The 23,885-nt window shown below is 63.0% G+C and carries 22 protein-coding genes; 5 read left to right on the top strand and 17 right to left on the bottom strand.

Annotated elements, in window-relative coordinates:
* Positions 1-21: 21 nt before the first annotated feature.
* On the top strand, positions 22-492 hold the full coding sequence (gene yhbY, locus AB2N08_RS18370; RefSeq protein WP_183551125.1) for a ribosome assembly RNA-binding protein YhbY: 471 nt from the start codon (positions 22-24) through the stop codon (positions 490-492).
* Positions 493-663: 171 nt separating this feature from the next.
* Here the strand turns inward: yhbY and AB2N08_RS18365 are convergent, their stop codons facing one another.
* From AB2N08_RS18365 to AB2N08_RS18335, 7 genes are all read right to left on the bottom strand, one after another.
* On the bottom strand, positions 664-1,146 hold the full coding sequence (locus AB2N08_RS18365; protein WP_367612336.1) for a DUF4149 domain-containing protein: 483 nt from the start codon (positions 1,144-1,146) through the stop codon (positions 664-666).
* Positions 1,146-1,619, bottom strand: coding sequence for a transcription elongation factor GreA (gene greA, locus AB2N08_RS18360; RefSeq protein WP_367612335.1), 474 nt, complete (start codon positions 1,617-1,619; stop codon positions 1,146-1,148). Before greA ends, AB2N08_RS18365 begins: the two co-directional genes overlap by 1 nt.
* Positions 1,620-1,753: 134 nt before the next feature.
* Entirely contained in the window at positions 1,754-4,984 is a 3,231-nt protein-coding gene (gene carB / locus AB2N08_RS18355; RefSeq protein ID WP_367612334.1) for a carbamoyl-phosphate synthase large subunit, read from the bottom strand.
* Position 4,985: 1 nt separating this feature from the next.
* Positions 4,986-6,149: a glutamine-hydrolyzing carbamoyl-phosphate synthase small subunit gene (gene carA / locus AB2N08_RS18350; RefSeq protein WP_367612333.1), complete on the bottom strand. Its 1,164-nt coding sequence runs from the start codon at positions 6,147-6,149 to the stop codon at positions 4,986-4,988.
* 244 nt (positions 6,150-6,393) lie between these two features.
* Positions 6,394-6,804 carry a GlcG/HbpS family heme-binding protein gene (locus AB2N08_RS18345; RefSeq protein ID WP_367612332.1) on the bottom strand — a complete coding sequence of 137 codons (411 nt, stop codon included), beginning with the start codon at positions 6,802-6,804 and terminating at the stop codon, positions 6,394-6,396.
* 11 nt (positions 6,805-6,815) lie between these two features.
* Positions 6,816-7,733, bottom strand: coding sequence for a patatin-like phospholipase family protein (locus AB2N08_RS18340; protein ID WP_367612331.1), 918 nt, complete (start codon positions 7,731-7,733; stop codon positions 6,816-6,818).
* Positions 7,734-7,833: 100 nt separating this feature from the next.
* Positions 7,834-10,065: a TonB-dependent siderophore receptor gene (locus tag AB2N08_RS18335; protein WP_367612330.1), complete on the bottom strand. Its 2,232-nt coding sequence runs from the start codon at positions 10,063-10,065 to the stop codon at positions 7,834-7,836.
* Between the two features lie 163 nt (positions 10,066-10,228).
* On the opposite strand from AB2N08_RS18335, the gene AB2N08_RS18330 reads away from it, so the two are divergent.
* Genes AB2N08_RS18330 through AB2N08_RS18315 form a run of 4 tightly spaced genes read left to right on the top strand, consistent with a single transcriptional unit; the run spans position 10,229 to position 13,284 of the window.
* A complete protein-coding gene (locus AB2N08_RS18330; RefSeq protein WP_367612329.1) occupies positions 10,229-10,957 on the top strand; it encodes a DUF4198 domain-containing protein in 729 nt (242 codons plus the stop codon).
* A 58-nt stretch (positions 10,958-11,015) separates the two neighbouring features.
* Positions 11,016-11,303, top strand: a complete 288-nt coding sequence (locus tag AB2N08_RS18325; RefSeq protein ID WP_367612328.1) for a DUF3649 domain-containing protein — start codon at positions 11,016-11,018, stop codon at positions 11,301-11,303.
* Positions 11,300-12,937, top strand: a complete 1,638-nt coding sequence (locus AB2N08_RS18320; RefSeq protein WP_367612327.1) for a PepSY-associated TM helix domain-containing protein — start codon at positions 11,300-11,302, stop codon at positions 12,935-12,937. Before AB2N08_RS18325 ends, AB2N08_RS18320 begins: the two co-directional genes overlap by 4 nt.
* Positions 12,934-13,284 carry a DUF3325 domain-containing protein gene (locus AB2N08_RS18315; protein WP_367612326.1) on the top strand — a complete coding sequence of 117 codons (351 nt, stop codon included), beginning with the start codon at positions 12,934-12,936 and terminating at the stop codon, positions 13,282-13,284. Before AB2N08_RS18320 ends, AB2N08_RS18315 begins: the two co-directional genes overlap by 4 nt.
* Before the next feature lie 543 nt (positions 13,285-13,827).
* Here the strand turns inward: AB2N08_RS18315 and phoR are convergent.
* The 10 genes from phoR to alr form a co-directional block, all read right to left on the bottom strand.
* Positions 13,828-15,117, bottom strand: a complete 1,290-nt coding sequence (phoR, locus tag AB2N08_RS18310) for a phosphate regulon sensor histidine kinase PhoR (RefSeq protein WP_367612325.1) — start codon at positions 15,115-15,117, stop codon at positions 13,828-13,830.
* An 18-nt stretch (positions 15,118-15,135) separates the two neighbouring features.
* Positions 15,136-15,822, bottom strand: coding sequence for a response regulator (locus AB2N08_RS18305; RefSeq protein ID WP_367612324.1), 687 nt, complete (start codon positions 15,820-15,822; stop codon positions 15,136-15,138).
* A 2-nt stretch (positions 15,823-15,824) separates the two neighbouring features.
* Complete coding sequence (phoU, locus tag AB2N08_RS18300; RefSeq protein WP_367612323.1) at positions 15,825-16,526, bottom strand: phosphate signaling complex protein PhoU; 702 nt, start codon at positions 16,524-16,526, stop codon at positions 15,825-15,827.
* A gap of 82 nt (positions 16,527-16,608) precedes the next feature.
* Positions 16,609-17,397, bottom strand: a complete 789-nt coding sequence (gene pstB, locus AB2N08_RS18295) for a phosphate ABC transporter ATP-binding protein PstB (RefSeq protein WP_343027699.1) — start codon at positions 17,395-17,397, stop codon at positions 16,609-16,611.
* Between the two features lie 36 nt (positions 17,398-17,433).
* The gene (gene pstA / locus AB2N08_RS18290; protein ID WP_367612322.1) at positions 17,434-18,294 is read right to left on the bottom strand and encodes a phosphate ABC transporter permease PstA; all 861 of its coding nucleotides are present in this window, start codon (positions 18,292-18,294) and stop codon (positions 17,434-17,436) included.
* A gap of 13 nt (positions 18,295-18,307) precedes the next feature.
* Positions 18,308-19,330, bottom strand: a complete 1,023-nt coding sequence (pstC, locus tag AB2N08_RS18285; RefSeq protein ID WP_367612321.1) for a phosphate ABC transporter permease subunit PstC — start codon at positions 19,328-19,330, stop codon at positions 18,308-18,310.
* Positions 19,331-19,438: 108 nt separating this feature from the next.
* Positions 19,439-20,473, bottom strand: coding sequence for a phosphate ABC transporter substrate-binding protein PstS (pstS, locus tag AB2N08_RS18280; RefSeq protein ID WP_367612320.1), 1,035 nt, complete (start codon positions 20,471-20,473; stop codon positions 19,439-19,441).
* A 472-nt stretch (positions 20,474-20,945) separates the two neighbouring features.
* A complete protein-coding gene (locus tag AB2N08_RS18275; RefSeq protein WP_367612319.1) occupies positions 20,946-21,266 on the bottom strand; it encodes a PilZ domain-containing protein in 321 nt (106 codons plus the stop codon).
* Between the two features lie 95 nt (positions 21,267-21,361).
* On the bottom strand, positions 21,362-22,738 hold the full coding sequence (radA, locus tag AB2N08_RS18270; RefSeq protein WP_367612318.1) for a DNA repair protein RadA: 1,377 nt from the start codon (positions 22,736-22,738) through the stop codon (positions 21,362-21,364).
* Between the two features lie 9 nt (positions 22,739-22,747).
* Positions 22,748-23,857 carry an alanine racemase gene (gene alr, locus AB2N08_RS18265; RefSeq protein WP_367612317.1) on the bottom strand — a complete coding sequence of 370 codons (1,110 nt, stop codon included), beginning with the start codon at positions 23,855-23,857 and terminating at the stop codon, positions 22,748-22,750.
* Positions 23,858-23,885: the final 28 nt, after the last annotated feature.

The raw sequence follows: 23,885 nt of genomic DNA, 5'->3' as shown, positions 1-23,885 counted from the left end.
TAGGTCCATCAAAAATTTATTATGCTTAAACTCACACCGGCCGAGCGCAGTGCTCTGCGCGCAGAAGCCCACGGGCTCAATCCTGTTGTCATGATCGGCGCCGACGGGCTGACCGAATCCGTGATGAAGGAAGTCGCCAACAGCCTCGACTCGCACGGCCTGATCAAGGTGCGCGTGTTCGGCGACGACCGCGAAGCGCGCGTTGCCATGTACGACAAGATCAGCGCCGACCTCGACGCGGCCCAGGTCCAGCACATCGGCAAGCTGCTGGTACTGTACCGTCCGAAAGTCGAGACGGCCAAGGAACGCAGCAGCAAGGCCGGCCCGGGCATGCGCGAAGTCACCATCGTCAAGGCCAGCGCCAGCGGCACCAAGAAGCCGAGCGTCACCAAGGTCATGCTCAAGGGTAACGAGCGCGTCACGGCAGGCGGCAACATCAAGCGCGCCAAACCGCGTCAGACCAGCTCCAAGAAGAGCTCGCTGAACAAATAAAAAAAACCGGGGAAACCCGGTTTTTTTACGTAGGGTTGGCGGCTGCGCCGCCGACGCGGCGATGGTTGGCAGTTAGATCATCCGGCACGACAACGGCGCCGATATCGATCACCGCGTCGGCGGCAGAGCCGCCAACCCTACCCCAAGTGGGCAATCGCCACCGAACCGGCGTTACCGCAAGCGTACCAGCAGCCACGCTCCCAGCAAACTCTGGGCAATGTGAAACAGCTGCGACACCCCATGCATGACGGCAAACTGCGTCCAGTACGGCGACGCCCGTACGCCGGCCTCGCCTGCCAGCACCCGCAGATGCGCCATCCCCGGCTGCAAGCCGACAAAAATCACCAGCGCGCACGCCAGCATCGCAACCACGAGCCAACCGAGAAAGCGCCGGCGCACCGGCGCCAGGTCTTTCGACACCTGCAGCAGCACCAGCAGCACGACCGCGCAGACAATCGACAGCCAGGCCTGGCGCGTGAGCAGCACGGCCACCAGATCGCCGGCCTGCCCGCTGCCAAGCACCTTGAACGCCGCTGGCGCCGCGATGTAACCGAGCGCCCACAGGCTGCCGGTCCACAATGCCGCCACCAGCAGGCGCGCCGCCGGCAGGCGCCCTGCCCGGCCTGCGCCGAAGCCCTGCGCGCTGCTGTCCATCAGATGTAGCGCACTTCCAGGATTTCGTATTCGCGCGGGCCCGATGGCGCCTGCACTTCGACGACATCGCCGGCATACTTGCCGATCAGCGCGCGCGCGATCGGCGACGTGATCGACACCTTGTTCATTTTCAGGTCGGCTTCATCCATGCCGACGATCTGGTACGTGACCTTCTGGCTCGACTCGAGGTCTTCCAGGTCGACGGTGGCGGCGAACACCACGCGGCCTTCGGCGTCGAGCGTGGTCGGATCGATCACCTGCGAGGTGCTGAGCTTGCTTTCGAGTTCGGCGATGCGGCCTTCGACGAAGGCCTGGCGTTCCTTGGCGGCGTCGTACTCGGCGTTTTCGGACAGGTCGCCATGCGAACGCGCTTCGGCGATCGCGTCGATCACGCTGCGGCGTTCCTTCGTCTTGAGCTGGTGCAGCTCTTCTTTCAGGAGTTCTGCGCCGAATTTGGTCAGTGGTGTGGTCATGGTTCTCTGCTTGTGATGTATTTGACGGGGTGCCCGCCGCCACAAGAAAGCGAAAACCACAGAGGCACGCGGCGCCAAGGCCGCGCGAGCTCTGTGGTTGACTGGACTTGCTGTGTGACGGGTACTGCGTGTGCTTAGTTTAAGGTTTTATGAAGACCTTGTAAATCGTACACGCGCAGTTCGTCGATATGCGGCATGCCTTCGATCGCCGCTTCGGCGCCAGCGATCGTGGTGTAGGTCACCACGTGGGCCGCCAGTGCCGAGGTGCGGATTGCGCGCGAGTCGACGATGGCGCTGCGTTTCTCTTCCACGGTGTTGACGACCATGACGATGTCGCGGTTCTTGATCATGTCGACCACATGCGGACGACCCTCGAGCACCTTGTTCACGGCGCGCACCGGAATCCCGGCGGCGGCGATCACGGCGGCCGTGCCCTTGGTGGCGACCAGATCAAACCCCAGCGCCACCAGGTCACGCGCCACGCTCGTTGCCCGCGGCTTGTCGGACGACTTCACCGACAGGAACACGGTGCCCGAGCGCGGCAGCTTGATGCCGGCCGCGAGCTGCGACTTGACGAACGCTTCGCCGAAGGTCATGCCCACGCCCATCACTTCGCCGGTCGATTTCATCTCTGGGCCCAGGATGGTGTCGACGCCCGGGAATTTCACGAACGGGAACACCACTTCCTTGACGCTGTAGAACGGCGGGATCACCTCTTTCGTGATGCCCTGCGATGCCAGCGTCTGGCCGACCATGCAGCGCGCGGCGATCTTCGCCAGTTGCAGGCCGGTGGCTTTCGACACGAACGGCACGGTACGCGACGCGCGTGGGTTCACTTCCAGCACAAAAACAGTATCAACCGTATGGCCGTTTTCTTCCTTCTGCTGGATCGCGAACTGCACGTTCATCAGGCCGACCACGTTCAGTGCCTTGGCCATCAGCGAGGTCTGGCGCTTGAGCTCATCGATCGTCGATTGCGTCAGCGAGTACGGCGGCAGCGAGCAGGCCGAGTCGCCCGAGTGCACGCCCGCCTGTTCGATGTGTTCCATCACGCCGCCGATGAAGGTGGCTTCGCCGTCCGAGATGCAGTCGACGTCGACTTCGATGGCGTCGTTCAGGAAGCGGTCGAGCAGCACTGGCGAATCGTGCGAGACCTTGACCGCTTCGCGCATATAGCGCTCGAGGTCACGCTGCTCGTGGACGATTTCCATTGCGCGGCCACCCAGCACGTACGACGGACGCACGACCAGCGGATAGCCGATTTCCTCGGCCAGCGCCAGGGCGTCGGCTTCGGTGCGCGCGGTACGGTTCGGCGGCTGGCGCAGGCCCAGCTCTTGCAGCAGTTGCTGGAAACGCTCGCGGTCTTCGGCGGCGTCGATCATGTCCGGCGAGGTGCCGATGATCGGCACGCCGTTGGCTTCCAGGTCGAGTGCGAGTTTCAGTGGCGTCTGGCCGCCGTACTGCACGATCACGCCCACCGGTTTTTCGAGCTCCACGATTTCCAGCACGTCTTCCAGCGTCAGCGATTCGAAGTACAGGCGATCGGACGTGTCGTAATCGGTTGACACCGTCTCTGGATTGCAGTTGACCATGATGGTCTCGTAGCCGTCTTCGCGCATCGCGAGGGCCGCGTGGACGCAGCAGTAATCGAATTCGATGCCCTGGCCGATGCGGTTCGGACCACCGCCCAGCACCATGATCTTTTTACGATCGGTCGGGTTCGACTCGCACTCTTCGTCGTACGTCGAGTACATGTACGCGGTGTCGGTCGAGAACTCGGCCGCGCAGGTGTCGACGCGCTTGTAGACCGGACGGATGCCCAGCGCATGACGGCGCGCGCGCACCTCTTCGGGCTTCACTTTCAGCAGGAACGCCAGGCGACGATCGGCGAAACCTTTTTGCTTGAGCTTGTACAGCACCGGTTTATCGAGACCTTCGAGCGTCTGCGTCTCGAGCCACAATTCGATGTCGACGATCTCCTTGATCTGCACCAGGAACCACGGATCGATCTTGGTCAGGTTGTGCACTTCTTCGAGCGTGAAGCCCTGGGCAAAGGCGTCGCCCACGTACCAGATACGGTCCGGGCCAGGCTCGCCCAGCTCTTCTTCGATCTTTTCGCGGTCGCGCGTTTTCTCGTTCAGTCCATCGACGCCAACTTCCAGGCCGCGCAGGGCTTTCTGGAACGCTTCCTGGAAGGTGCGGCCCATGGCCATCACTTCGCCCACCGATTTCATCTGCGTGGTCAGGTGCTTGTCGGCAGTCGGGAATTTCTCGAACGTGAAGCGCGGGATTTTCACGACGACGTAGTCGATCGACGGTTCGAACGAGGCCGGCGTGGCGCCGCCCGTGATGTCGTTGCGCAGTTCATCGAGCGTGTAGCCGACCGCCAGCTTGGCCGCGATCTTCGCGATCGGGAAACCGGTTGCCTTCGAGGCCAGCGCCGACGAACGCGACACGCGCGGGTTCATCTCGATGACGATCATGCGGCCGTCTTTCGGGTTGATCGCGAACTGCACGTTCGAACCGCCGGTATCGACGCCGATTTCACGCAGCACGTCGATCGACGCGTTGCGCAGGATCTGGTATTCCTTGTCGGTCAGGGTCTGCGCCGGCGCGACGGTGATCGAGTCGCCCGTGTGCACGCCCATCGGGTCCAGGTTTTCAATGGAGCAGATGATGATGCAGTTGTCGTTCTTGTCGCGAACAACTTCCATCTCATACTCTTTCCAGCCCAGCAGGGACTCTTCGATCAAGAGCTCGGAGGTTGGCGACGCTTCCAGGCCGCGCTTGCAGATCGCTTCGAATTCTTCTTCGTTGTAGGCGATGCCGCCGCCGCTGCCACCCATCGTAAACGATGGACGGATGATGGTCGGGAAGCCCATCTCGCGTTGCACGACCCACGATTCTTCCATCGTGTGGGCCACGCCCGAACGGGCCGAACCCAGGCCGATCTTGGTCATCGCGTTCTTGAACTTCAGGCGGTCTTCGGCCTTGTCGATCGCTTCCGGCGTGGCGCCGATCAGCTCGACGTTGTACTTCTCGAGCACACCGTGGCGGTGCAGGTCGAGCGCGCAATTGAGCGCGGTCTGGCCGCCCATCGTCGGCAAGATGGCGTCAGGACGCTCTTTCTCGATGATGCGCTCGACGACTTTCCAGGTGATCGGCTCGATGTAGGTCACGTCCGCCGTTTCAGGGTCGGTCATGATCGTGGCCGGGTTCGAGTTCACCAGGATGACCTTGTAACCCTCTTCGCGCAGGGCCTTGCAGGCTTGCGCGCCGGAGTAGTCGAATTCGACGGCCTGGCCGATGACGATCGGGCCGGCGCCGATTATCAGGATGCTTTTGATGTCACTACGTTTTGGCATATTATTTTTTCTCCGCTGCTTGCATCAGGCCGATGAAGCGGTCAAACAGGTAGGCGACGTCGGTCGGCCCAGGCGAGGCTTCCGGGTGACCCTGGAAACAGAACGCGGGTTTGTCGGTACGCTCGAAACCCTGCAGCGAGCCGTCGAACAGCGACACGTGCGTGACGCGGCAGTTGTCGGGCAAGGTCGCGGCATCGACGGCGAAACCGTGGTTCTGCGACGTGATGAGCACTTTCTTCGAATCGAGGTCCTGCACCGGGTGATTCGCGCCGTGGTGGCCGAACTTCATCTTCAACGTTTTCGCGCCGGAGGCCAGCGCCATGATCTGGTGACCGAGGCAGATGCCGAAGGTCGGGATGCCCTTTTCGATCAGTTCACGCGAAGCGGCAATCGCGTAATCGCACGGCTCCGGGTCGCCCGGGCCATTGGCCAGGAAGATACCGTCCGGGTTCAGGGCCAGTGCATCGGCGGCGGTGGACTGCGCCGGCAGCACGGTGACCTTGCAGCCGCGCTCGGCCAGCATGCGCAGGATGTTGCGCTTGACGCCGTAGTCGAAGGCGACCACGTGGTATTGGGGATTGGTTTGCTTGCCGAAGCCTTCGCCGAGCTTCCACTCGGTTTCGGTAAATTCGTACGACGCTTTTACCGACACGACCTTGGCCAGGTCCATGCCGGCCAGGCCCGGGAACGAGCGCGCCAGTTCCAGCGCCTGCGCCGCCGACGGTTCGGCGCCCTGCGCGGCCGTAAGGATGGCGCCAGCCTGGGCGCCCTTCTCGCGCAGGATGCGGGTGAGCTTGCGGGTATCGATGCCGGCAATCGCCACGACGTTCTCGGCCTTCAAGTAGTCGCCGAGCGACTGCGTGGAGCGGAAGTTCGAGGCCAGCAGCGGCAGATCGCGAATGATCAGGCCGGCGGCGTGCACTTTCGAGGCTTCGACGTCGGCCGTGTTCACGCCGTAATTGCCGATGTGCGGGTACGTCAGCGTGACGATCTGACGTGAATAGCTCGGGTCGGTGAGGATTTCCTGGTAGCCGGTCATGGCGGTGTTGAACACCACTTCGCCGGTCGTGTGACCGACGGCTCCGATGGAATAACCTTTGAAAATGGTCCCGTCAGCAAGGGCCAGGATGGCCGGGACAGAGGGGCCAGAGAAAAATGGCGGCAAGGGCAACTCCCGTAAAAGTTGCCGTAGCTGCGCCACGTCAGACCGACATCCAGCGAACCCCGCTGCACTGGGTGCGCCGGGCGTTGGAGGTCTTTTGAATGAGGGTTGGTGGGTATGCGCTACGGCGAAGTTTGAATTAGATAAACTTCCGAATTATAGCGCGTCAAGCGACGTTCGGCAATGCGGCGTTGCAGCATTCGCCGCTGCAAATACTGCACCCGCACTGCGCTTCAAGCCTCAAATATCAGGCTGCGCCCAGTGCCGCAATACCGGCTTTGGCGATCTGCACATCCTCATTCGATTTCACGCCCGACACGCCCACGGCGCCAATCACGTGACCGTCGACGATCACCGGCACGCCGCCTTCGAGCATGCCTTCGAGCTTCGGCGCGCTCAGGAACGACATGCGGCCGTTGTTGATCACGTCTTCGTAGATCTTCGATTCGCGCCGACCGAGCGCGGCCGTGCTGGCCTTGCTCGGGGCGATATGCGACGAGATCGGCGGCGCGCCATCGAGGCGCTGCTGCCACAGCAGGTGGCCGCCGTCGTCGACGATGGCGATCGACACGGCCCAGCCATTGGCAAGGGCTTCGGCTTCGGCGGCGGCGCCGATCTGTTTCACGTCCGCCAGCGTCAGGTAGGGTTTGGTATGCATGATGGGCTTTCTCAGGGTACTTGTTGTTTGAGTTTCAGTTTGGCCTTAATTTGCGGCATGACGGCGGCGGCGGCCTGTTCGCCGGCGAGGATGGCCAGGTTGCGGCCGCCGAAGTCGCTTGACCCCATATTGCCCAGCGCCGGCGTGATGACGATGTCGGCGTCCTTCAGCTCGAAGTGGTTCAGGCGCTGACCCATGATGGAAAATGTCTGCATCAGCACGTCGAGCGAGCTGGCCGTGGCTGCACCCTCGGTGGCGCTCGAAATATTGACCGCGATAATGAAATCGGCACCCATATCGCGCACGTAGCGCACCGGCACCGGCGCCACCAGACCGCCATCGACATAGCTCTTGTTGCCGATGACAACCGGCTGGAACACGCTCGGTACGCTGGATGAGGCGCGCACGGCCATGCCCGTGTTGCCGCGGCTGAACAGAATCGGCTGGCCCGACTTGAGGTCGGTGGCCACGGCGCCGAAGCGCAATTTGAGCTTTTCCATCGGCACATTGTTGACCGATTTGTTCACATAGCTTTGCAGCGCCTCGCCCTTGAGCAGGCCGGTCGATTTAGAAAACAGCGGCAGCGCCCAGTCCGAGATCGTCGCCTCGTCCATGCTCAATGCCGTTTTTTGCAGCGCAAAGCCGTTCAGCCCCGACGCATACAGCGCGCCGACGACCGAACCGGCACTGGTGCCGACGACGATTTCCGGATAGATGCCCTGGGCTTCGAGTGCCTTGATCACGCCGATATGGGCAAAACCGCGCGCGGCGCCGCCGCCGAGGGCCAGGCCGATACGGATTTTCTTGGGTGGTAATGGCGCCGCCTTGGGGGCGGCAACCGGCACGACGGGGGCCGGCGTTGGGGTGCTGCCGCAGGCGGCCAGCAACAGCGCGGCGAAGGCCACGAGGGAAGTACGACGAGAGAGCATAAGAGGCGCCGAAAAGAACGAGGCCCGATTGTACATCGGCTCGTTCTGAACGGCATGAGCGGTCCGCCGTGGTGGCGGACCGGGCGGCATTACTGGCAGATTACAGGCTGGCGCGCAGCGACACCGACACATTGCGTGGGTCGCCGTAGTAGTACGAGATGCCCGTCGGGCCGATCTTCTTGTAATACACCTTGTCGAACAGATTATTGATATTGCCCTGCACCGACCATGTGTCGTCGATACGGTAGGCAAACATCGCATTGGCCACGCCATAGCCACCCTGGCGCGCGGTCAGCACACCGGAGCGCACATAATTGTCGCTCTGGATATTCACGCCGCCACCGACGGTCCAGCCCGGGCCCGAGCGGTTCGGGCTGTAACTGGTGAACAGGCGCAGCTGGTGTTTCGGATCGTGGCTGCGCAGCGGCTGGCCGGCGTTGGCGGCCGTGTCGACGACGTACTTGGTGCGGGTGTTGGTGTAGCCGCCCATCACTTGCCAGCCGGTGTAGACCTCGCCCGAGATTTCGGCTTCGAAGCCTTCGCTGGTCTGCTTGCCGCCGGCAATGCGGCAGAAGTCGGCCAGCTGCGTCGGTGGGCACGGGTTGATCGACGACGTGTCGGCAATCGCGCGCCCCACGTTCTCGATCTTGAACAGGCCCAGCGACGCATTCAGGCGGCCGCCGAAGAACTCCCCTTTCAGGCCCAGCTCATAGTCTTCGCCGGTGATCGGGTCGAGGATGTTGTTGTCGGCGCCGCGCACGTTTTGCGGCGTGAAGATTTCGGTGTAGCTGGCATACGCGCTGATGGCGTCCGACAGGTCGTACACCAGGCCGGCGTATGGCGTGACTTCGCGCGTGACCTTGTAGGTGGCGTTGGCATTGGTCTGGTTGAGGACATCCCACCAGCTCAGGCGGCCGCCGATCATGGCGGTGAGCGGATCGGCCAGCGACAGGCGCAGCGTGGCGAAGGCGCCGTCGGTGGTCGTCTGGACCGGCGGGCTGCCGAAGGTCGGCATGGTCGTGACCGGTCGCTGCAGGTAGGTGGTGTACGGATCGAAGGTGCGCACGTCGATGTTTTGCGGGAACAGGTTGCCGACGCCACGGGTACCGATCGACTTGTTGCGCACGTGCTCGCCGCCGAGAACAACCGAATGCTTGCGGCCGAACAGCTGGAACGGCCCGTCGACGATCAGGTTCATCGCCCGCTGGCGGCTGTCGTCGCCCGTGTACTGGGCGGTGGTGATGGTCATCAGGTGTGGATCCGTCGCGCCGACGGTGCGCGCGACGTACGACTGCAGGAACGCATTGTCCTTGATCTGGAGGGCCGTGTAGCCGGCGTTGGCGCGCACCGTCCAGCCGCTGTCGAAGCGGTGCTCGAGTTCGAGCTGGGCCTGGTCGTTGAAGCGGTTCCACTGGTTCCAGTCGACGCCGACATACGTGTTGCGCGGCAGGTTCAAGCCCGCGCCGTCGAGACCGGCCGGCAAGCCGCCCCATGCGCCGGTGGCGTCCAGGTCGGTGTGATGCATCGAGGCGGTGATGGTGGTGCGCGGCCCCAGATCGGCCTGGACCACGCCGTACAGGACTTCACGGTCTTCTTCCTTGGCCAGCTGGAACGATTCCTTCACGTCCTTCACCGCCACCACACGGGCGCGGATCGAACCGCTCTCGTTGAGTGGGGTCGAAATATCGGCTTCACCGCGACGGCGGTCCCACGAACCGACGGTCAGGCCGGCAGACGCCTGGAACGTCCTGGTCGGGCGCTTGAGCACCAGATTCACCGAGGCCGACGGGTTGCCCGAACCGCGCAGCATGCCCGAGGCGCCGCGCAGCACTTCGACGCGGTCGAGCAGCGCGGTATCGGGCTGCACGAAGGCCGCGCCCGACTGGGTATAGGTCAGGCCATTGAGTTGCAGTGCATCGATGGAAAAGCCGCGCGAGTTGTAGCTCAGGCGCTCGCTGTCGGTGTAGTCGACATTGATGCCGGGCGTGTTGTTCAACACATCGGTCAGGTCGAGCAGGTTGCGCTCTTCCATGAACTGGCGGGTAATCACGGTCACCGGCTGCGGCGTGTCGCGAATCGCCTGTTCGCCCTTGAACAGGGTCGACGAACGGGTCGTGAACGATTTGCTCTTTTCCGTGGTTGCATCCATGGTGCCGACGACATTGACCGTTGGGACACCCTCGGTCGGGATGTCGTCTGGCGCAGCCGGCGCCGCGGCAAAGGCCGCCAACGGAGAGATCAGCGCGACAGTGGTCCACAGTGCGATGCTCTGGCGAACCGAGCGGGCGACGGGCGTCGGATTAACTACAACGTGAGGCACTGCGCGCAACATGACTACTCCTTGAAATTGTTTTGAAATGAGAATGATTCGCATTATAATTCTTGTTCGTAAGTTGACGCAATGCACATATTTCTTCCGGCAGCCCTGAAACTTCTTCGACCGGCAGGCTATGTGGGATCAACCGTCTGTCAAAACCAATGAAAAGAGAACGACAATGATGAACAAACTCCTGCTCTCCTCCCTCGTCGCCATGCTGGTCGCCGCGCCTGCCGCTCAGGCCCACCACATCTGGCTGGAGCAGGACGGCAAGGTCGTCAAGCTGCAATTCGGCGAGTTCGCCCTGAACCAGCGCGAGACCACGCCCGGCCTGCTCGACAAGTTCGGCGCGCCGTCGGCGACCCTGCTGGGCGCCAGGGGCGAGCAGGCACTCAAGCTGGAAAAAACCGCCAAGGGGTATGTCGTCAGCGGCGCCACACCAGGCGCAGGCGAATCGATCGTCGCCGAAGACAATGCCTACCCGAGCTGGGAGTCGAACAAGGACGGCAAGAAGCTCAATCACATCTGGGTACCGGCCGCGCGCCTGGCCACGAGCTTTGCCGCGCAGCAGCCGAAACTGGCGCTCGACCTGGTCCCGACCGGCGTGGCCGGCGAATTCAAGGTGTTCTACAAGGGCCAGCCGCTGCCGAAAGCCAAGGTCAGCGCGATCGTGCCGAGCGGCTGGGCCAAAGAAGCGGAATCCGACGTCAGTGGCGTGGTCAAGTTCGACCTGCCATGGAAAGGTACCTACGTGCTGGAGACGGCGCATACCGACAAGACCGCAGGCGAGCGCGCCGGCCTGCAATACGCCAGCGCCAGCCACACCACGTCGCTGACGGTCGTGCAGCCGAAGGGCATCGCTGCGGTGGCCGCCGGCCCGGTCATGGCGCCGAGCGCCGAACACTGATCCGGGTTGCACCTTACATAGCGTCTCCACAGGCCGTCTCAAGAAAGGCTCGAGCTTCATGACCACTATCACCTGGCGCTACCGTGGCGGCGTCACCGTCCGCGCGGTGGCAGCCATCGGTGGCGGCTACGTGTTCACATCGATCGCCAGCGCCCTTATCGCGCTGGCGTTGCCGATGTCGCGCGCAGACGCCGTCACCACCGCCACACTGCTGTCATTTGTCGTCTACACCTGCATCATCCTGTGGGTATTTGCCACGTCCAGCGCGTTGCGTGCCTGTGTAGGCGTGATCGCGTCCAGTGCCGTGCTGGGCGCACTTCTGTGGTTCGTCGGGAGGACGGCATGAAGGACGGCTTGCGTCAATCGATGGCCTGGGTGCATACCTGGTCCGGGCTGCTCGTGTGCTGGCTGCTGCTGCTGGTGTTCATGGGCGGCACCGCCTCGTACTACCGGCACGAGATCACGTTCTGGATGAAGCCCGAGTTGCACAAGGCGGCCGGCGCGCAGTCCGTCATCACGCCGGCGCAATCGACGGCGCTCGCGGTGCGCGAGCTGCAGGAGCGCGCACCCAAGGCGACGCGCTGGACCATCGACCTGCCCGAAGAGCGCAACCCGCTGATCCTGGCCAACTGGCAGAATCCGCCCAAAAAAGGCATGACGCGCGAGGAGCGCCGCGACGCCTTCCGCAAGCAAAACTTCTCGCTCGACCCGGCGACGGGCCTGCAAACAGCGGCGCCGCGCGACTCGCGTGGCGGCGAGTTCCTGTACCGCCTGCACTTCGACCTGTACTACATGTCGGCGATCTGGGGCCGCTGGATCGTCGGCGTGGCCGCCATGTTCATGCTGGTGGCGATCGTCAGCGGCGTGATCACGCACAAGCGCATCTTCAAGGACTTCTTCACCTTCCGGCCCAGGAAGGGCCAGCGCTCGTGGCTCGACGCGCACAACGTCACGGCGGTGCTGGCGCTGCCGTTCCACCTGATGATCACGTACACGGGCCTGGTCACGCTGATGTTCATGTACATGCCAGCGGCCACCAAGGTGCTGTATGGCGCCGAGCAGAATGTGATGTTCGGCGAAGTGTTCCCGAATGCCGAGCGCAGCAAGCCGGCGAAAGTCGCCGCGCCATTGGCCGACCTGGCGCCGATGCTGGCGCAGGCCGAGCGTGCGTGGGGCGTGGCGCCATCGCGCGTGGCAGTGAGCCATCCGAACGATGCGGCGGCGCGCGTGGAGCTGTATCGCCCGTCGGGCCAACAACTGTCGAACATCGAACCGTCGATGACGTTCGACGGCGTGAGTGGCGCCCTGCTCTCGCAGACGGCGCCGGCCAGCACCACGCTGGCTGCACGCGCTGCGATCTACGGCCTGCACGTGGCGCACTTCGCCGATCCGCTGCTGCGCGCCCTGTTCTTCGTGTGCGGCCTGGCCGGCTGCGCGATGGTCGCCACCGGCGCGCTGCTATGGGGCGTGAAGGAACGCCAGGCATATGCCAAGGTCGTGGCCAAGGGTGGACGCGTCGGCTTCGGCGTGCGTCTGGTCGACGCGCTCAACATCGGCGCGATCGCTGGCTTGCCGATCGCGTTTGCCGCCTACTTCTGGGCCAACCGCCTGCTGCCGGTAGACATGGCGCAGCGCTCGAATGCCGAAGCCAACTGGTTCTTTATCGCCTGGGGCGCAGCTGCGTTACTGGCGCAGATCCGGCCGACGCGCGCGATGTGGCGCTTCCAGCTGATGGTGGGCGCGGTGCTGATGGCGGGCATTCCTGTGCTGAATATGTTCACGACAGAGTCGCATCTGGGCGTGACGCTGTTCGGCGGCGCGGGCCTGGGCAAAGTGGCCGCGTTCGACCTGGTCGTGCTGCTGCTGGGTGCGTTGCTGGGCTGGGCTGCGTGGTGGCTGGGGCAGAAAGCAAAAAAGAAGGCGGCCGCACAGCAGCCAATGGCGAGCACCGGGACGACCTCGAAGATGGAGGCCGCATGAGTCTTCTGATTGGCAGCAGCGTCGCCCTCGCCTTCAGCGCGTTCGCCGCGAAAGGCATCGTGATGGACCGCCACTACGCCGACCTGCACGGCCGCGGAACAGAACCGGCGCCAGCCCTGCGTCAGCGAATGCGCGCGCTGGCCTGGCTGGGCCTGGCCCTCTCGTTCGCCGCCTGCATCGGCGCCAGCGGCTGGCACATCGGCCCGGTGCTGTGGTGCGGCGTCTTGTCCATCGCAGCCTGGACCGTCGCCGTGATGCTCCAATACGCTCCGCGCAAAGTGGCGCATGGGGCCTGGATCGGCATCCCCGCCGCAGTGCTCGCCTGCGCACTCCTGCTGCTGCACTAACCTGGATCAGGGGCAGCTCAATCAGGGTCAGCGGCTCAATGAGGGTCAGGCTCAATGAGGTTCAGGCCCAATTAGGGTCAGTGTCGAATTGTTGAGCAATTTCCCACCACCGCTCACGAGTTTAACCTGACTTCAATTTCCCTCTTAAAGCTTGCCCAAAAGACAATTAGGGTCGGAGTCGAATTGTTTGACAACTTTTAAAGTTGCTCATTAATGCGACACTGACCCTACTTGGATTTTCGGCCGAAAAGCCTTAAGAATTTCGCTCAAAACATTACATTGTGATGTTTCATTCCTGTCTGCATATTTCGAATGAAAATCAATTGATCTCAACGTAAAAACGCGAACATATTAAATAGGGTCGGAGTCGAATTATTGAGCAATTTTCTAGAATTGCCAGTAATTCGACTCCGACCCTAATTGTCCAAAGCGAAAGTTTCAGCAAGATACGTGATAGACCGACTGTTCTCGTCAGCATGTCACAAAGTTGTCAAACAATTCGACACTGACCCCAATTGGAATGCAATTGCTTCAGGGTGAAGGTCAGGCTGGCAGCGACGTATTCGGCAAGGTCGCAGCGAACGTGCTGCCCTTGCCCGGCTGTGACGTGATCGTCAACTTGCCGCCGTGCCGCAACAGCACGTGCTTGACGATCGCCAGGCCCAGACCCGTGCCCTGCGTCTCGCGCGAGCGGCTCTTGTCCACCCGATAGAAACGCTCCGTCAGGCGCGGGATGTGTTCCGGATCGATCCCGATGCCGCAATCGGTCACCGCAAATGACAGCGCATCGGCGCCGCGCGACCAGGCCAGGCGGATCGTGCCGCCGTCGGGCGAGTAGCGCACCGCGTTCGAGGCCAGATTGGCGAACGCGCTGCGCAACTCTTCCATGCTGCCCATCACGTCGGGGCCGTCCACCGCCACCTCGATATGGTGCCGCCCACCCGACAGGGCGCGCGCCTCGACGGCGATCGATTCGACCAGGCTCTTCACGTCCACGCGCTCGCGCTTGAGCGGGAACTCGTCCGATTCCAGTCGCGACAGAGTCAGCATGTCCTGAATCAGCCGCTGCATCCGCTGCGCCTGTTCCGTCATCAGGTTCAGATGCGCCGTGCGGATGGCGACATCCAGGCCTGGATCGGCCATCGCGATCTCGAGAAAGCCCACGATCACCGTCAATGGCGTGCGCAGTTCGTGCGAGGCGTTGGCGATGAAGTCGCGCCGCATGGCTTCGATGCGCTCGGTGTCGGTCGCATCGTGCGTCACCAGGATCTGGCGCCGGTTCTCGAACGGGATGATGCGGCACTCGATCTTGCGGCCCCTGAACGCGAGCGTCAGCGGCTGCTCGTAGCGGCCCAGGATGATGTAGTCGATAAAGTCGGGATGGCGCACCAGGTTCGTCACTCGCAGCCCCTTGTCGCGCTCCATCGTCAAGCCCAGATGGCGCTCGAGGGCCGGATTGCACCACTCCAGGAACAGCACGTCGTCCATGATCGCCACGCCTTCGGGCAGCAAGTGCATCGCCTGGCGAAAGCGCGCGAGCCATTCGGTCAGTTCGGCCTGGTGCTTCGTGTCATCGCGCCGCATGCGGTACAGGCGCGCGAACGCATCGGTCCAGGTGCCCCAGCCGTCGGGCAGGCGCGTCCCGGGATCTTCGAGCCATTCGCCGAGCTTTTGCAGGTACGACAGCTGCACGATGACGGCAGTAACGACGGCGGCCAGCGCCAGCGACAGCCCGGCCACCGGGCCAAGCCACCACCAGACCATGCCGGCCAACGCAAACAACAGTCCCAGGCGCAACAGCGCCGGGACCCAGAACAGCAACTTGGGATTCATCGCGTCCTTCGACACAGACTATTTTTCGGACAGCATATAGCCGACGCTGCGCACCGTGCGGATCAGGCCATCGGCGGTTTTCAGCGCCTTGCGCAGCCGCAGCACGTGCACGTCGACCGTGCGTTCTTCGATCACCGCATGGTCGCCCCACACCTTGTCGAGCAGCTGGGCACGCGAAAACACGCGCTCGCGGTGCGCCATCAGGTACTTGAGCAGCTTGTATTCGGCGTTGCCAATGTCGATCTGCTGGTTCTCGACCGTGACGGTACAGCTGTTCGGATCGAGCGTCACCGTGCCCGCGCGCAGCGGCGCTTCGGCCAGGTGCGGACTTTTACGGCGCAGCAGCGCGCGCGAGCGGGCCAGCAGTTCGCGCGGCGAAAACGGCTTGGTGATGTAGTCATCGGCGCCAGTGTTCAGGCCCGCCAGCTTGTCTTCTTCCATGCTCTTGGCGGTCAACATGATCACCGGCAGTTCCTGGAAGTCGCGGTCCGCGCGCAGGCGCGAGAGCAGGCGCAGGCCGCTCTGGTCGGGCAGCATCCAGTCCAGCAGCAGCAGGTCGGGCTTGCCGCGGCTGATGCTGTCCCAGGCGCCGGCCGCCGTATCGGCCGTGCGGATTTCCCACCCGGCTTCGCGCAGCGAGTAGGTCACCAGCTCGACGATCGCCGGCTCGTCCTCGACCACGAGGACGGAGGTGGTGTCTGCCATGCTCAAGCCACCGGTGGCTCGGCAGCCGTCGGCTTGCTGTGGCGGATGTCGCGCCCTTCGGCCACGAAGATCACGTATTCAGCGATGTTCTTCGCATGGTCGCCGATGCGCTCGATCGCCTTGGCGACCCACAGCGTGTCGAGCGCCGACGAAATCGTGCGCGGGTCTTCCATCATGAACGTGACCATCGTGCGCATGATGACGCGGAATTCGTGGTCGACCACTTCGTCGGCCGCGATGATCTGCAGCGCCTGCTTGCCATCGAGCCGCGCGAACGCGTCGAGCGAATCGTGCAGCAGTTCCGACGTCGCCTTGGCGATCGTGCGGATCATGTCGAAGTGGGCAAAGCCGACGGTGCCGCGTTCATGCATGCTTTTCGCGGTGCGCGCGACCTTGGTCGCTTCGTCGCCGATGCGTTCGAGGTCGGTGATCACCTTGACGGTGGCCATCACGGTGCGCAGGTCGTTCGCGGTCGGCTGGCGCTTCACGATCATGTGGCGGCAAGCGTCGTCCAGCGCGACTTCCAGTTGGTTGACTGCCTGGTCTTCGGCCATCACGCGCTCGGCGCGCGCGATGTCACCGACGCGGAAGCACTCCAGCGCTTCTTCGAACTGGGTTTCCACCATGCCGCCCATCAGCAAGACCTGGGAACGGATCCCTTCGAGTTCATGGTCGTACTGCTTGGATGAATGCTCGCCTGTCATACAAACTCTCCGTCAATATTCTTGTGAAGCCGGCCCACGCGGACCGGTCGATAGTGTTGCCAACTCGTTGCAGCCGGTTCGATCAACCGAAGCGGCCGGTAATATAGTCTTGCGTTTCCTTGCGCGCCGGATTCATGAAGATCTGGTCGGTTTCGCCGAATTCGACCAGCTCGCCCAGGTACATATAGGCCGTGTAGTCCGAGCAGCGCGCGGCCTGCTGCATATTGTGGGTCACGATGGTGATCGTGTAGTCTTGCTTGAGCTCGCTGATCAGCTCTTCGATCTTGGCGGTCGAGATCGGATCCAGCGCCGAGGTCGGCTCGTCCAGCAGCAGCACATCGGGTTTGACTGCAACGCCGCGCGCAATGCACAGGCGCTGCTGCTGGCCGCCCGACAGCGACAGGCCGCTCTTGGACAGCTTGTCCTTGGCTTCTTCCCACAGCGCCGCCTTTTTCAGGGCCCACTCGACGCGCTCGTCCATCTCGCCCTTCGACAGGTTCTCGTACAGGCGCACGCCAAAGGCGATATTGTCATAGATCGACATCGGGAACGGCGTCGGCTTCTGGAACACCATGCCGACTTTGGCGCGCAGCATGTTTACATCGACGCCGGCGTCGAGGATATTACCGCCGCGGTACATGATCTTGCCTTCGGCGCGCTGCCCCGGGTACAGGTCATACATGCGGTTCAGGGTGCGCAGCAGCGTCGACTTGCCGCAGCCCGACGGGCCGATGAAGGCCGTCACCTGCTTGGCGTGGATGTCGAGGCTGACGTTCTTCAGACTCTGCGTTTTACCGTAAAAGAAGTTCAGGCCTTCGATTTCGATCGTCTTGGCTTTGGCCGCAGCTGGGGTCGGAGTCGTATTGAGCATGGCTTGGTTCATCACTTTTTCGCTTATCAGAGTGAATTAATTCGGAGTTTTTTGGCTGAACAGCGTGCGCGACAGGATGTTCAGCAACAGCACGGTCGTGGTCACCAGCAATGCACCGGCCCAGGCCAGCGAACGCCAGTCGTCATACGGGCTCATGGCGTAGGTGTAGATCACCACCGGCAGATTGGCCAGCGGGGCATTCATGTCGTGGCTGTAGAACTGGTTGTTCAGCGCGGTGAACAGCAGCGGCGCGGTTTCACCGGTAACGCGGGCCACGGCCAGCAGCACACCGGTCACGACGCCGGCCTTCACGGCGCGCAGGCGCACCGTCAGGGCCACTTTCCAGTGCGGCGCACCCAGGGCATAGGCCGCTTCGAGCAGGCTGGCAGGCACCAGGCGCAGCATATTGTCGGTGGTACGCACCACGACCGGGATCGCGATCAGCGACAGCGCGATCGTGCCGGCGTAACCCGAGAAATGCTGCACCTTCGCCACGTAGATGGCGTACACAAACAGACCGATCACGATCGATGGGGCCGACAGCATGATGTCGGTCACGAAGCGCGTGACTTGCGCGAACTTGTTGTTCTCGCCGTACTCTGCCAGATAGATACCGGCCAGGATGCCGATGGGCGTACTCACCAGCGTCGACAGGCCCACCATCATCACACTGCCCAGGATGGCGTTGCGCAAGCCACCGCCGGGCGTGCCCGGGGCCGGCGTATCGGCCGTGAACAGCGTGGCCGACAGTCCGCCCAGGCCGTTGTACAGCAGCGTGAACAGAATCCAGGCCAGGAAGGCCAGGCCGATGCCCATGGCGCACACCGACAGCGTGATGCCGATGCGGTGCGCCAGCAGGCGGCGGCGATACACCGGGTTTTTGGTAGCGGTATTCATCTGGGTTGCCATCTTATTTCGTGCCTTCGTTACGGGACATACCGACCAGCATCAGCTTGGCGGCCGACAGCACGATGAACGTGATGCCAAACAGGATCAGTGCCAGGGCAAACAGCGACGAGGAATGCAGCGTGGTAGCCGCTTCGGCGAATTCGTTGGCCAGCGTCGACGAAATCGAGTTACCGGGCGAGAACAGCGAGGCCGACAGCGAATGCGCATTGCCGATCACGAACGTCACCGCCATCGTCTCGCCAAGCGCGCGGCCCAGGCCCAGCATCACACCACCCACGACGCCGTTGCGGGTATAGGGCAGCACGACCTTGCGCACCACTTCCCAGCGCGTGCAGCCCAGGCCGTACGCCGATTCCTTCAGCACGGTCGGCACGATCTCGAACACGTCGCGCATCACCGAGGCAATGAACGGGATGATCATGATCGCCAGGATCAGGCCGGCGGTCATGATACCGATGCCCATCGTCGGCCCCTGGAAGATGACGCCAATCACCGGCAGCTGGCCGATGGTTTCCTTCAGCAGCGGCTGAACGTGGTCGGCGAACATCGGCGCAAACACGAACAGGCCCCACATGCCGTAGATGATCGACGGCACGCCGGCGAGCAGCTCGACGGCAGTGCCCAGCGGGCGGCGCAGCCAGGCCGGGCAGATTTCGGTCAGGAACAGCGCGATGCCGAAGCTGATCGGGAACGCGACGGCCAGTGCAATGATCGACGTGGCCAGCGTGCCCCAGATCGCGATCATTGCGCCGAACTCATCGTTCACCGGATCCCACTCGACGCGGGTGATGAAGCCAGGGCCGAACTGCGAGAAGGCCGGCGCGGCGCCAATGGCCAGCGAGATGATGATCCCGATCAGCACCGCCAGGACCGTGGCAGCGAACAGCAGCGTGATTTTATGGAAAAAGAAGTCCTGGATACGCTGGTTGCGCATGGTCGTGCGCAAGGCGGCGTAACGGCGGGCGTCTTCGGCTGCCGCCTGTTCAGGCAGGTCCTGCACGGACAAGGATGGGTGGGCGCTCATATTTTTGGAAAACTCGCTATAAGACTCGTTATCAATATCGTTTTGTCAATATCGCTGGCGTGCAGAAGGACCGGTCGGGCCGGTCCTTCAAGGGTGAAACGGTGTGGCTTACCAGAGCGCCTTGCCGGTCGTGTCTTTCAGGTTGGCGCGCCAGGCATCCTGCACCAGCTTGATGACGGGCGCAGGCATCGGCACATAGTCGAGCTCGGCTGCCGACGGCGCGCCGTTCTTGTACGACCAGTCGAAGAACTTCAGCACTTCCTTGCCCTTGGCCACGTCCTGGGCCTTGTGCACCAGGATGTACGAGGCGCCCGTGACTGGCCAGCTGGCCTTGCCCGGCTGGTCGGTCAGGATGACCGCGAAGCCCGGGGTGCCCGACCAGTTGGCGCCGGCGGCGGCGGCCTTGAAGGCGTCGTCGCTCGGTTGCAGGAACACGCCATCCTTGTTCTGGAGCTGGGTATGCGACATCTTGTTTTTCTTGGCGTAGGCCCACTCGACGTAGCCGATGCCGCCCTTGATGCGCTGCACGTTGGCGGCCACGCCTTCGTTGCCCTTGCCGCCCACGCCCACCGCCCACTTGACGGTGGTACCGGCGCCGACCTTGGTCTTCCATTCAGGGCTCGACTTCGACAGGAAATCGGTCCACAGGAACGAGGTGCCCGAGCTGTCGGCGCGGCGCACGACGGTGATATCGCTGTCAGGCAGTTTCACGCCCGGGTTCAGCGCGGCGATCTGCGGCGCGTTCCACTTGACGATCTTGCCCATGTAGATGTCGGCGATGATGGCGCCGCTCAGTTTCATCTGGCCAGGAGCGATGCCCGGAATATTCACGATCGGCACCACGCCGCCCATCACGGCCGGGAACTGGAACAGACCAGCGGCGTTGAGGTCAGCGGCTGCCAGCGGCATGTCGGACGCGCCGAAGTCGACGGTCTTGGCCTTGATCTGCTTGATGCCGGCGCCGGAACCGACCGACTGGTAGTTCAGGCCATTGCCGGATGCTGCCTTGTACAGCTCGGCCCACTTGGCGTAGATCGGATAAGGAAACGTCGCGCCGGCGCCGGTGATGTTGGCGGCCTGGCTCGATGCTGCGAATGCCGAAGCGGCGACGGCGATCGAAACGAAGAGATGCTTCATGCGCATATCTGATCCTATGGAAGGTGAAACGACGGGACGACCCCGCTGACGATGAAGCGCAGTCTAGCGGGCGAATATGACAGGTTCATGACATATTCTGAAATGTGACACGAACATGACATCGCCGCAAGCATGGCATTGCAGATGGCGACGCGGCGCGCGGCAGGCCGTCAGCCTTGATTTTTTCAGCCTGCGCCAGCCTTGTAAATACGGCGCCACCTGCTACCCTGAGGGTGTTGTCTTTACACGGAGGGGATGCTGAAAGGCGTTTTACAAGTTCATGATCGATATGATGGTGATGGGAATCCTGGGCGGGCTGGCTGCATTGGTCGCCTTCGAGATCTTCCAGGAAGTGCGTGGCAGCGCCAGGCCACTGAATGACCGCTATCACGAATAGCGAATAGCCCGCTCGGCGGGTCACACAAGGGAGCGGCGAGGCCTGAGGGGACTCGCCGCTTGTCATATGGCCATCGGTGTTTTAACGCAGGAAGCGCGCCAGTGCGGTCACCGACGCCAGGTCGAGGCTCTGGAACTGGAATCCCACTTTGTATTCACCGCCGCTGAAGATGCAGTGCAGCGCCTTGGCACGCGTCTCGATAGTGGTGAAGCGCCCTTCAATCATCAAGTCGAAGCGCATCAGGCCGGACAGGCCGACCGGCAGCGGGTCGGGGATATTGACACTGATGCCGTTGGCGCTGACATCGACACTCTTGCCGGAAAATGGCGGCTGGCCGTCGATGGCCAGCAAGACTTTGGTACGCAATACTTTGCGCGGGGATTGCCTCTGCTCTTGTAACACGTGTTTCCCATATTGCCGAAGAAGGAGACACTATTATAGGAACATCTTCGCAATCCGGCACGGCATTGTTGAGCTGACCAGGCCTTCAGGTCGTATCAATCGAGTTCGCGCAGTTTGTTGAACGCTTCTTCGATGCGCTCGACGGCGATGATCGTCATGCCCTCGATTTTCTGTTTCGGCGCATTCGCCTTCGGGATCACGGCAATTGAAAAACCGAGCTTCGCCGCTTCGCGCAGGCGTTCCTGGCCGCGCGGCGCCGGACGGATTTCGCCGGCCAGGCCCACTTCGCCGAACACCACCAGCCCGCGCGGCAAGGGTTTGCTGCGCATCGACGAATTGATCGCCAGGAGCACGGCCAGGTCGGCCGCCGGCTCGGTGATCTTGACGCCGCCCACTGCATTGATGAACACGTCCTGGTCGAACGCGGCGATGCCGGCGTGGCGGTGCAGCACCGCCAGCAGCATCGCCAGGCGGTTCTGCTCGAGGCCCACCGACAGGCGGCGCGCGTTGGGCAGGTGGCTCGTGTCGACCAGCGCCTGAATTTCGACCAGCAGCGGGCGCGTGCCCTCTTGCGTGACCATCACGCAGGACCCCGGCACCGGCGTGTCGTGCTGCGACAGGAACAGCGCCGATGGATTTGACACGCCCTTGAGACCCTTCTCGGTCATCGCGAACACGCCCAGTTCATTCACGGCGCCAAAGCGGTTCTTGATCGCTCGCACCAGGCGGAAACTCGATTGCGTATCGCCCTCGAAGTACAGCACCGTGTCGACGATGTGTTCGAGCACACGCGGGCCGGCCAGTGCGCCCTCTTTCGTCACGTGGCCCACGAGGATGATCGTCACGCCGGTCTGCTTGGCCACGCGCGTCAGTTGCGCCGCGCATTCGCGCACCTGGGCCACCGAACCGGGGGCCGAGGTCAGAGCGTCGGAGTACACGGTCTGGATCGAGTCGATCACTGCCACTTCGGGTTTCAGGTCGGCGATCGTGCCGAGGATCTTTTCAAGCTGGATCTCGGCCTGCAATTTCAGGTCTTGCGCGTCGACTGCGAGACGGCGCGCGCGCAGCGCGATCTGCGCGCCGGATTCCTCGCCGCTGACGTACAGCGTGGAGCGCGTTTTGGACAGGCTGGCCAGCGCCTGCAGCAGCAGCGTGGACTTGCCGATGCCCGGATCGCCGCCAATGAGCACGACGCCGCCGGCCACCAGGCCACCGCCGAGCACGCGGTCGAATTCCTCAATGCCGGTGCCGAAGCGCGGCACGTCGATCGCCTCGATATCGGCGAGCGACAGCACCGGTGCGGTCTGCGCCAGGGCCCGGTGTGGCGTTTGCGACATGCGGTTCACGCCGGGCGCCTCGACGACCGTTTCGACCATCGTGTTCCAGGCCTTGCAGTCGGGGCACTGGCCCATCCAGCGGGTGGCGATTGCGCCGCATTCGGTGCAGGTGTAGTTGGTTTTTGCTTTTGCCATGATCTTTACTTAATATCCGTCGCTGCCCAGGCGGCCTTCGGCGATGCGCACGCGCGGCGCGACAGCGCACATCAACTCGTAGCCGATCGTGCCGGCGGCCTGGGCCACTTCGTCGACCGGCAAACCGTCGCCCCACAACGTGACCTTGCTGCCGATGCGCGCGTTGGCGACCGGCGACAGGTCGACCGTCATCATGTCCATCGAGACGCGGCCGATCAGCGTCGTGCGCACGCCGTCGACGAGCACCGGCGTGCCATGCGGCGCGCTGCGCGGGTAACCGTCGGCATAGCCGCAGGCGACGACGCCAATCGTCATCGGGCCCTCGGCCTCGAAGCGGCTGCCATAGCCGACCGTGTCGCCGCGGTCGATGTGCTGGATGCCGATGATTTCCGAACGCAGCGTCATCGTCGGACGCAGGCCAAAATCACTGGCGCTGCGCCCGCCCGGCGTGCCGCCGTAGAGCATGATGCCGGGGCGGACCCAGTCGTTCTGCAGCTTCTCGCTGAGCATGGCCTGGTGCAGCACCCCGCCCGAATTGGACACGCTACGCTCGCCCGGCAAGTCGCCAGCGCCGATCTGGAAGCGGCGCACCTGCTCGGCGATCGTCAGGCGCGGGTGTTCAAGTTCGTCGGCATTGGCGAAGTGCGTCATGTGGGTAATGTTGCTCACGCCCGGGATCGCGCGCAGCCGTTTGTAGGCGGCGGCGTAATCATCGGGGCGCAGACCCAGGCGGTTCATTCCGGTGTTCATTTTGAGGTAGACGTCGATCGGCCGGTACAACTGGGTGTACTCGAGCAGCTTGACCTGCTCGACGCAGTGCACTGCCGTGACGATATTGTGCTCGGCCAGCAGGGGCACGTCGGCCGCTTCGAAGAATCCCTCTAATAAGAGGATCGGCTTGATCCAGCCAAGTTCGCGCAGGCGAATCGCGCCTTCGAGCTCGATCAGCGCCAGGCCATCGGCGGTGGCAAAGCCGCGCATGGCGCGTTCAAGGCCGTGGCCATAGGCGTCGGCTTTGACGACCGCCCAGATCTTTGCCATAGGCGCGCAGGTGCGGGCTTGCGACAGATTGTGCTGCATCGAATCGGGGTGGATGGTGGCAAACAGGGGACGCGGCATGGTCGGCGATCGAGGCGAAATCGGAGCG

The organism is Massilia aurea (assembly GCF_040790145.1).
Taxonomy (GTDB): domain Bacteria; phylum Pseudomonadota; class Gammaproteobacteria; order Burkholderiales; family Burkholderiaceae_D; genus Telluria; species Telluria aurea_C.
Note: the sequence above shows the minus strand (reverse complement) of the source record. Positions and strands in the feature narration are given on the sequence as shown.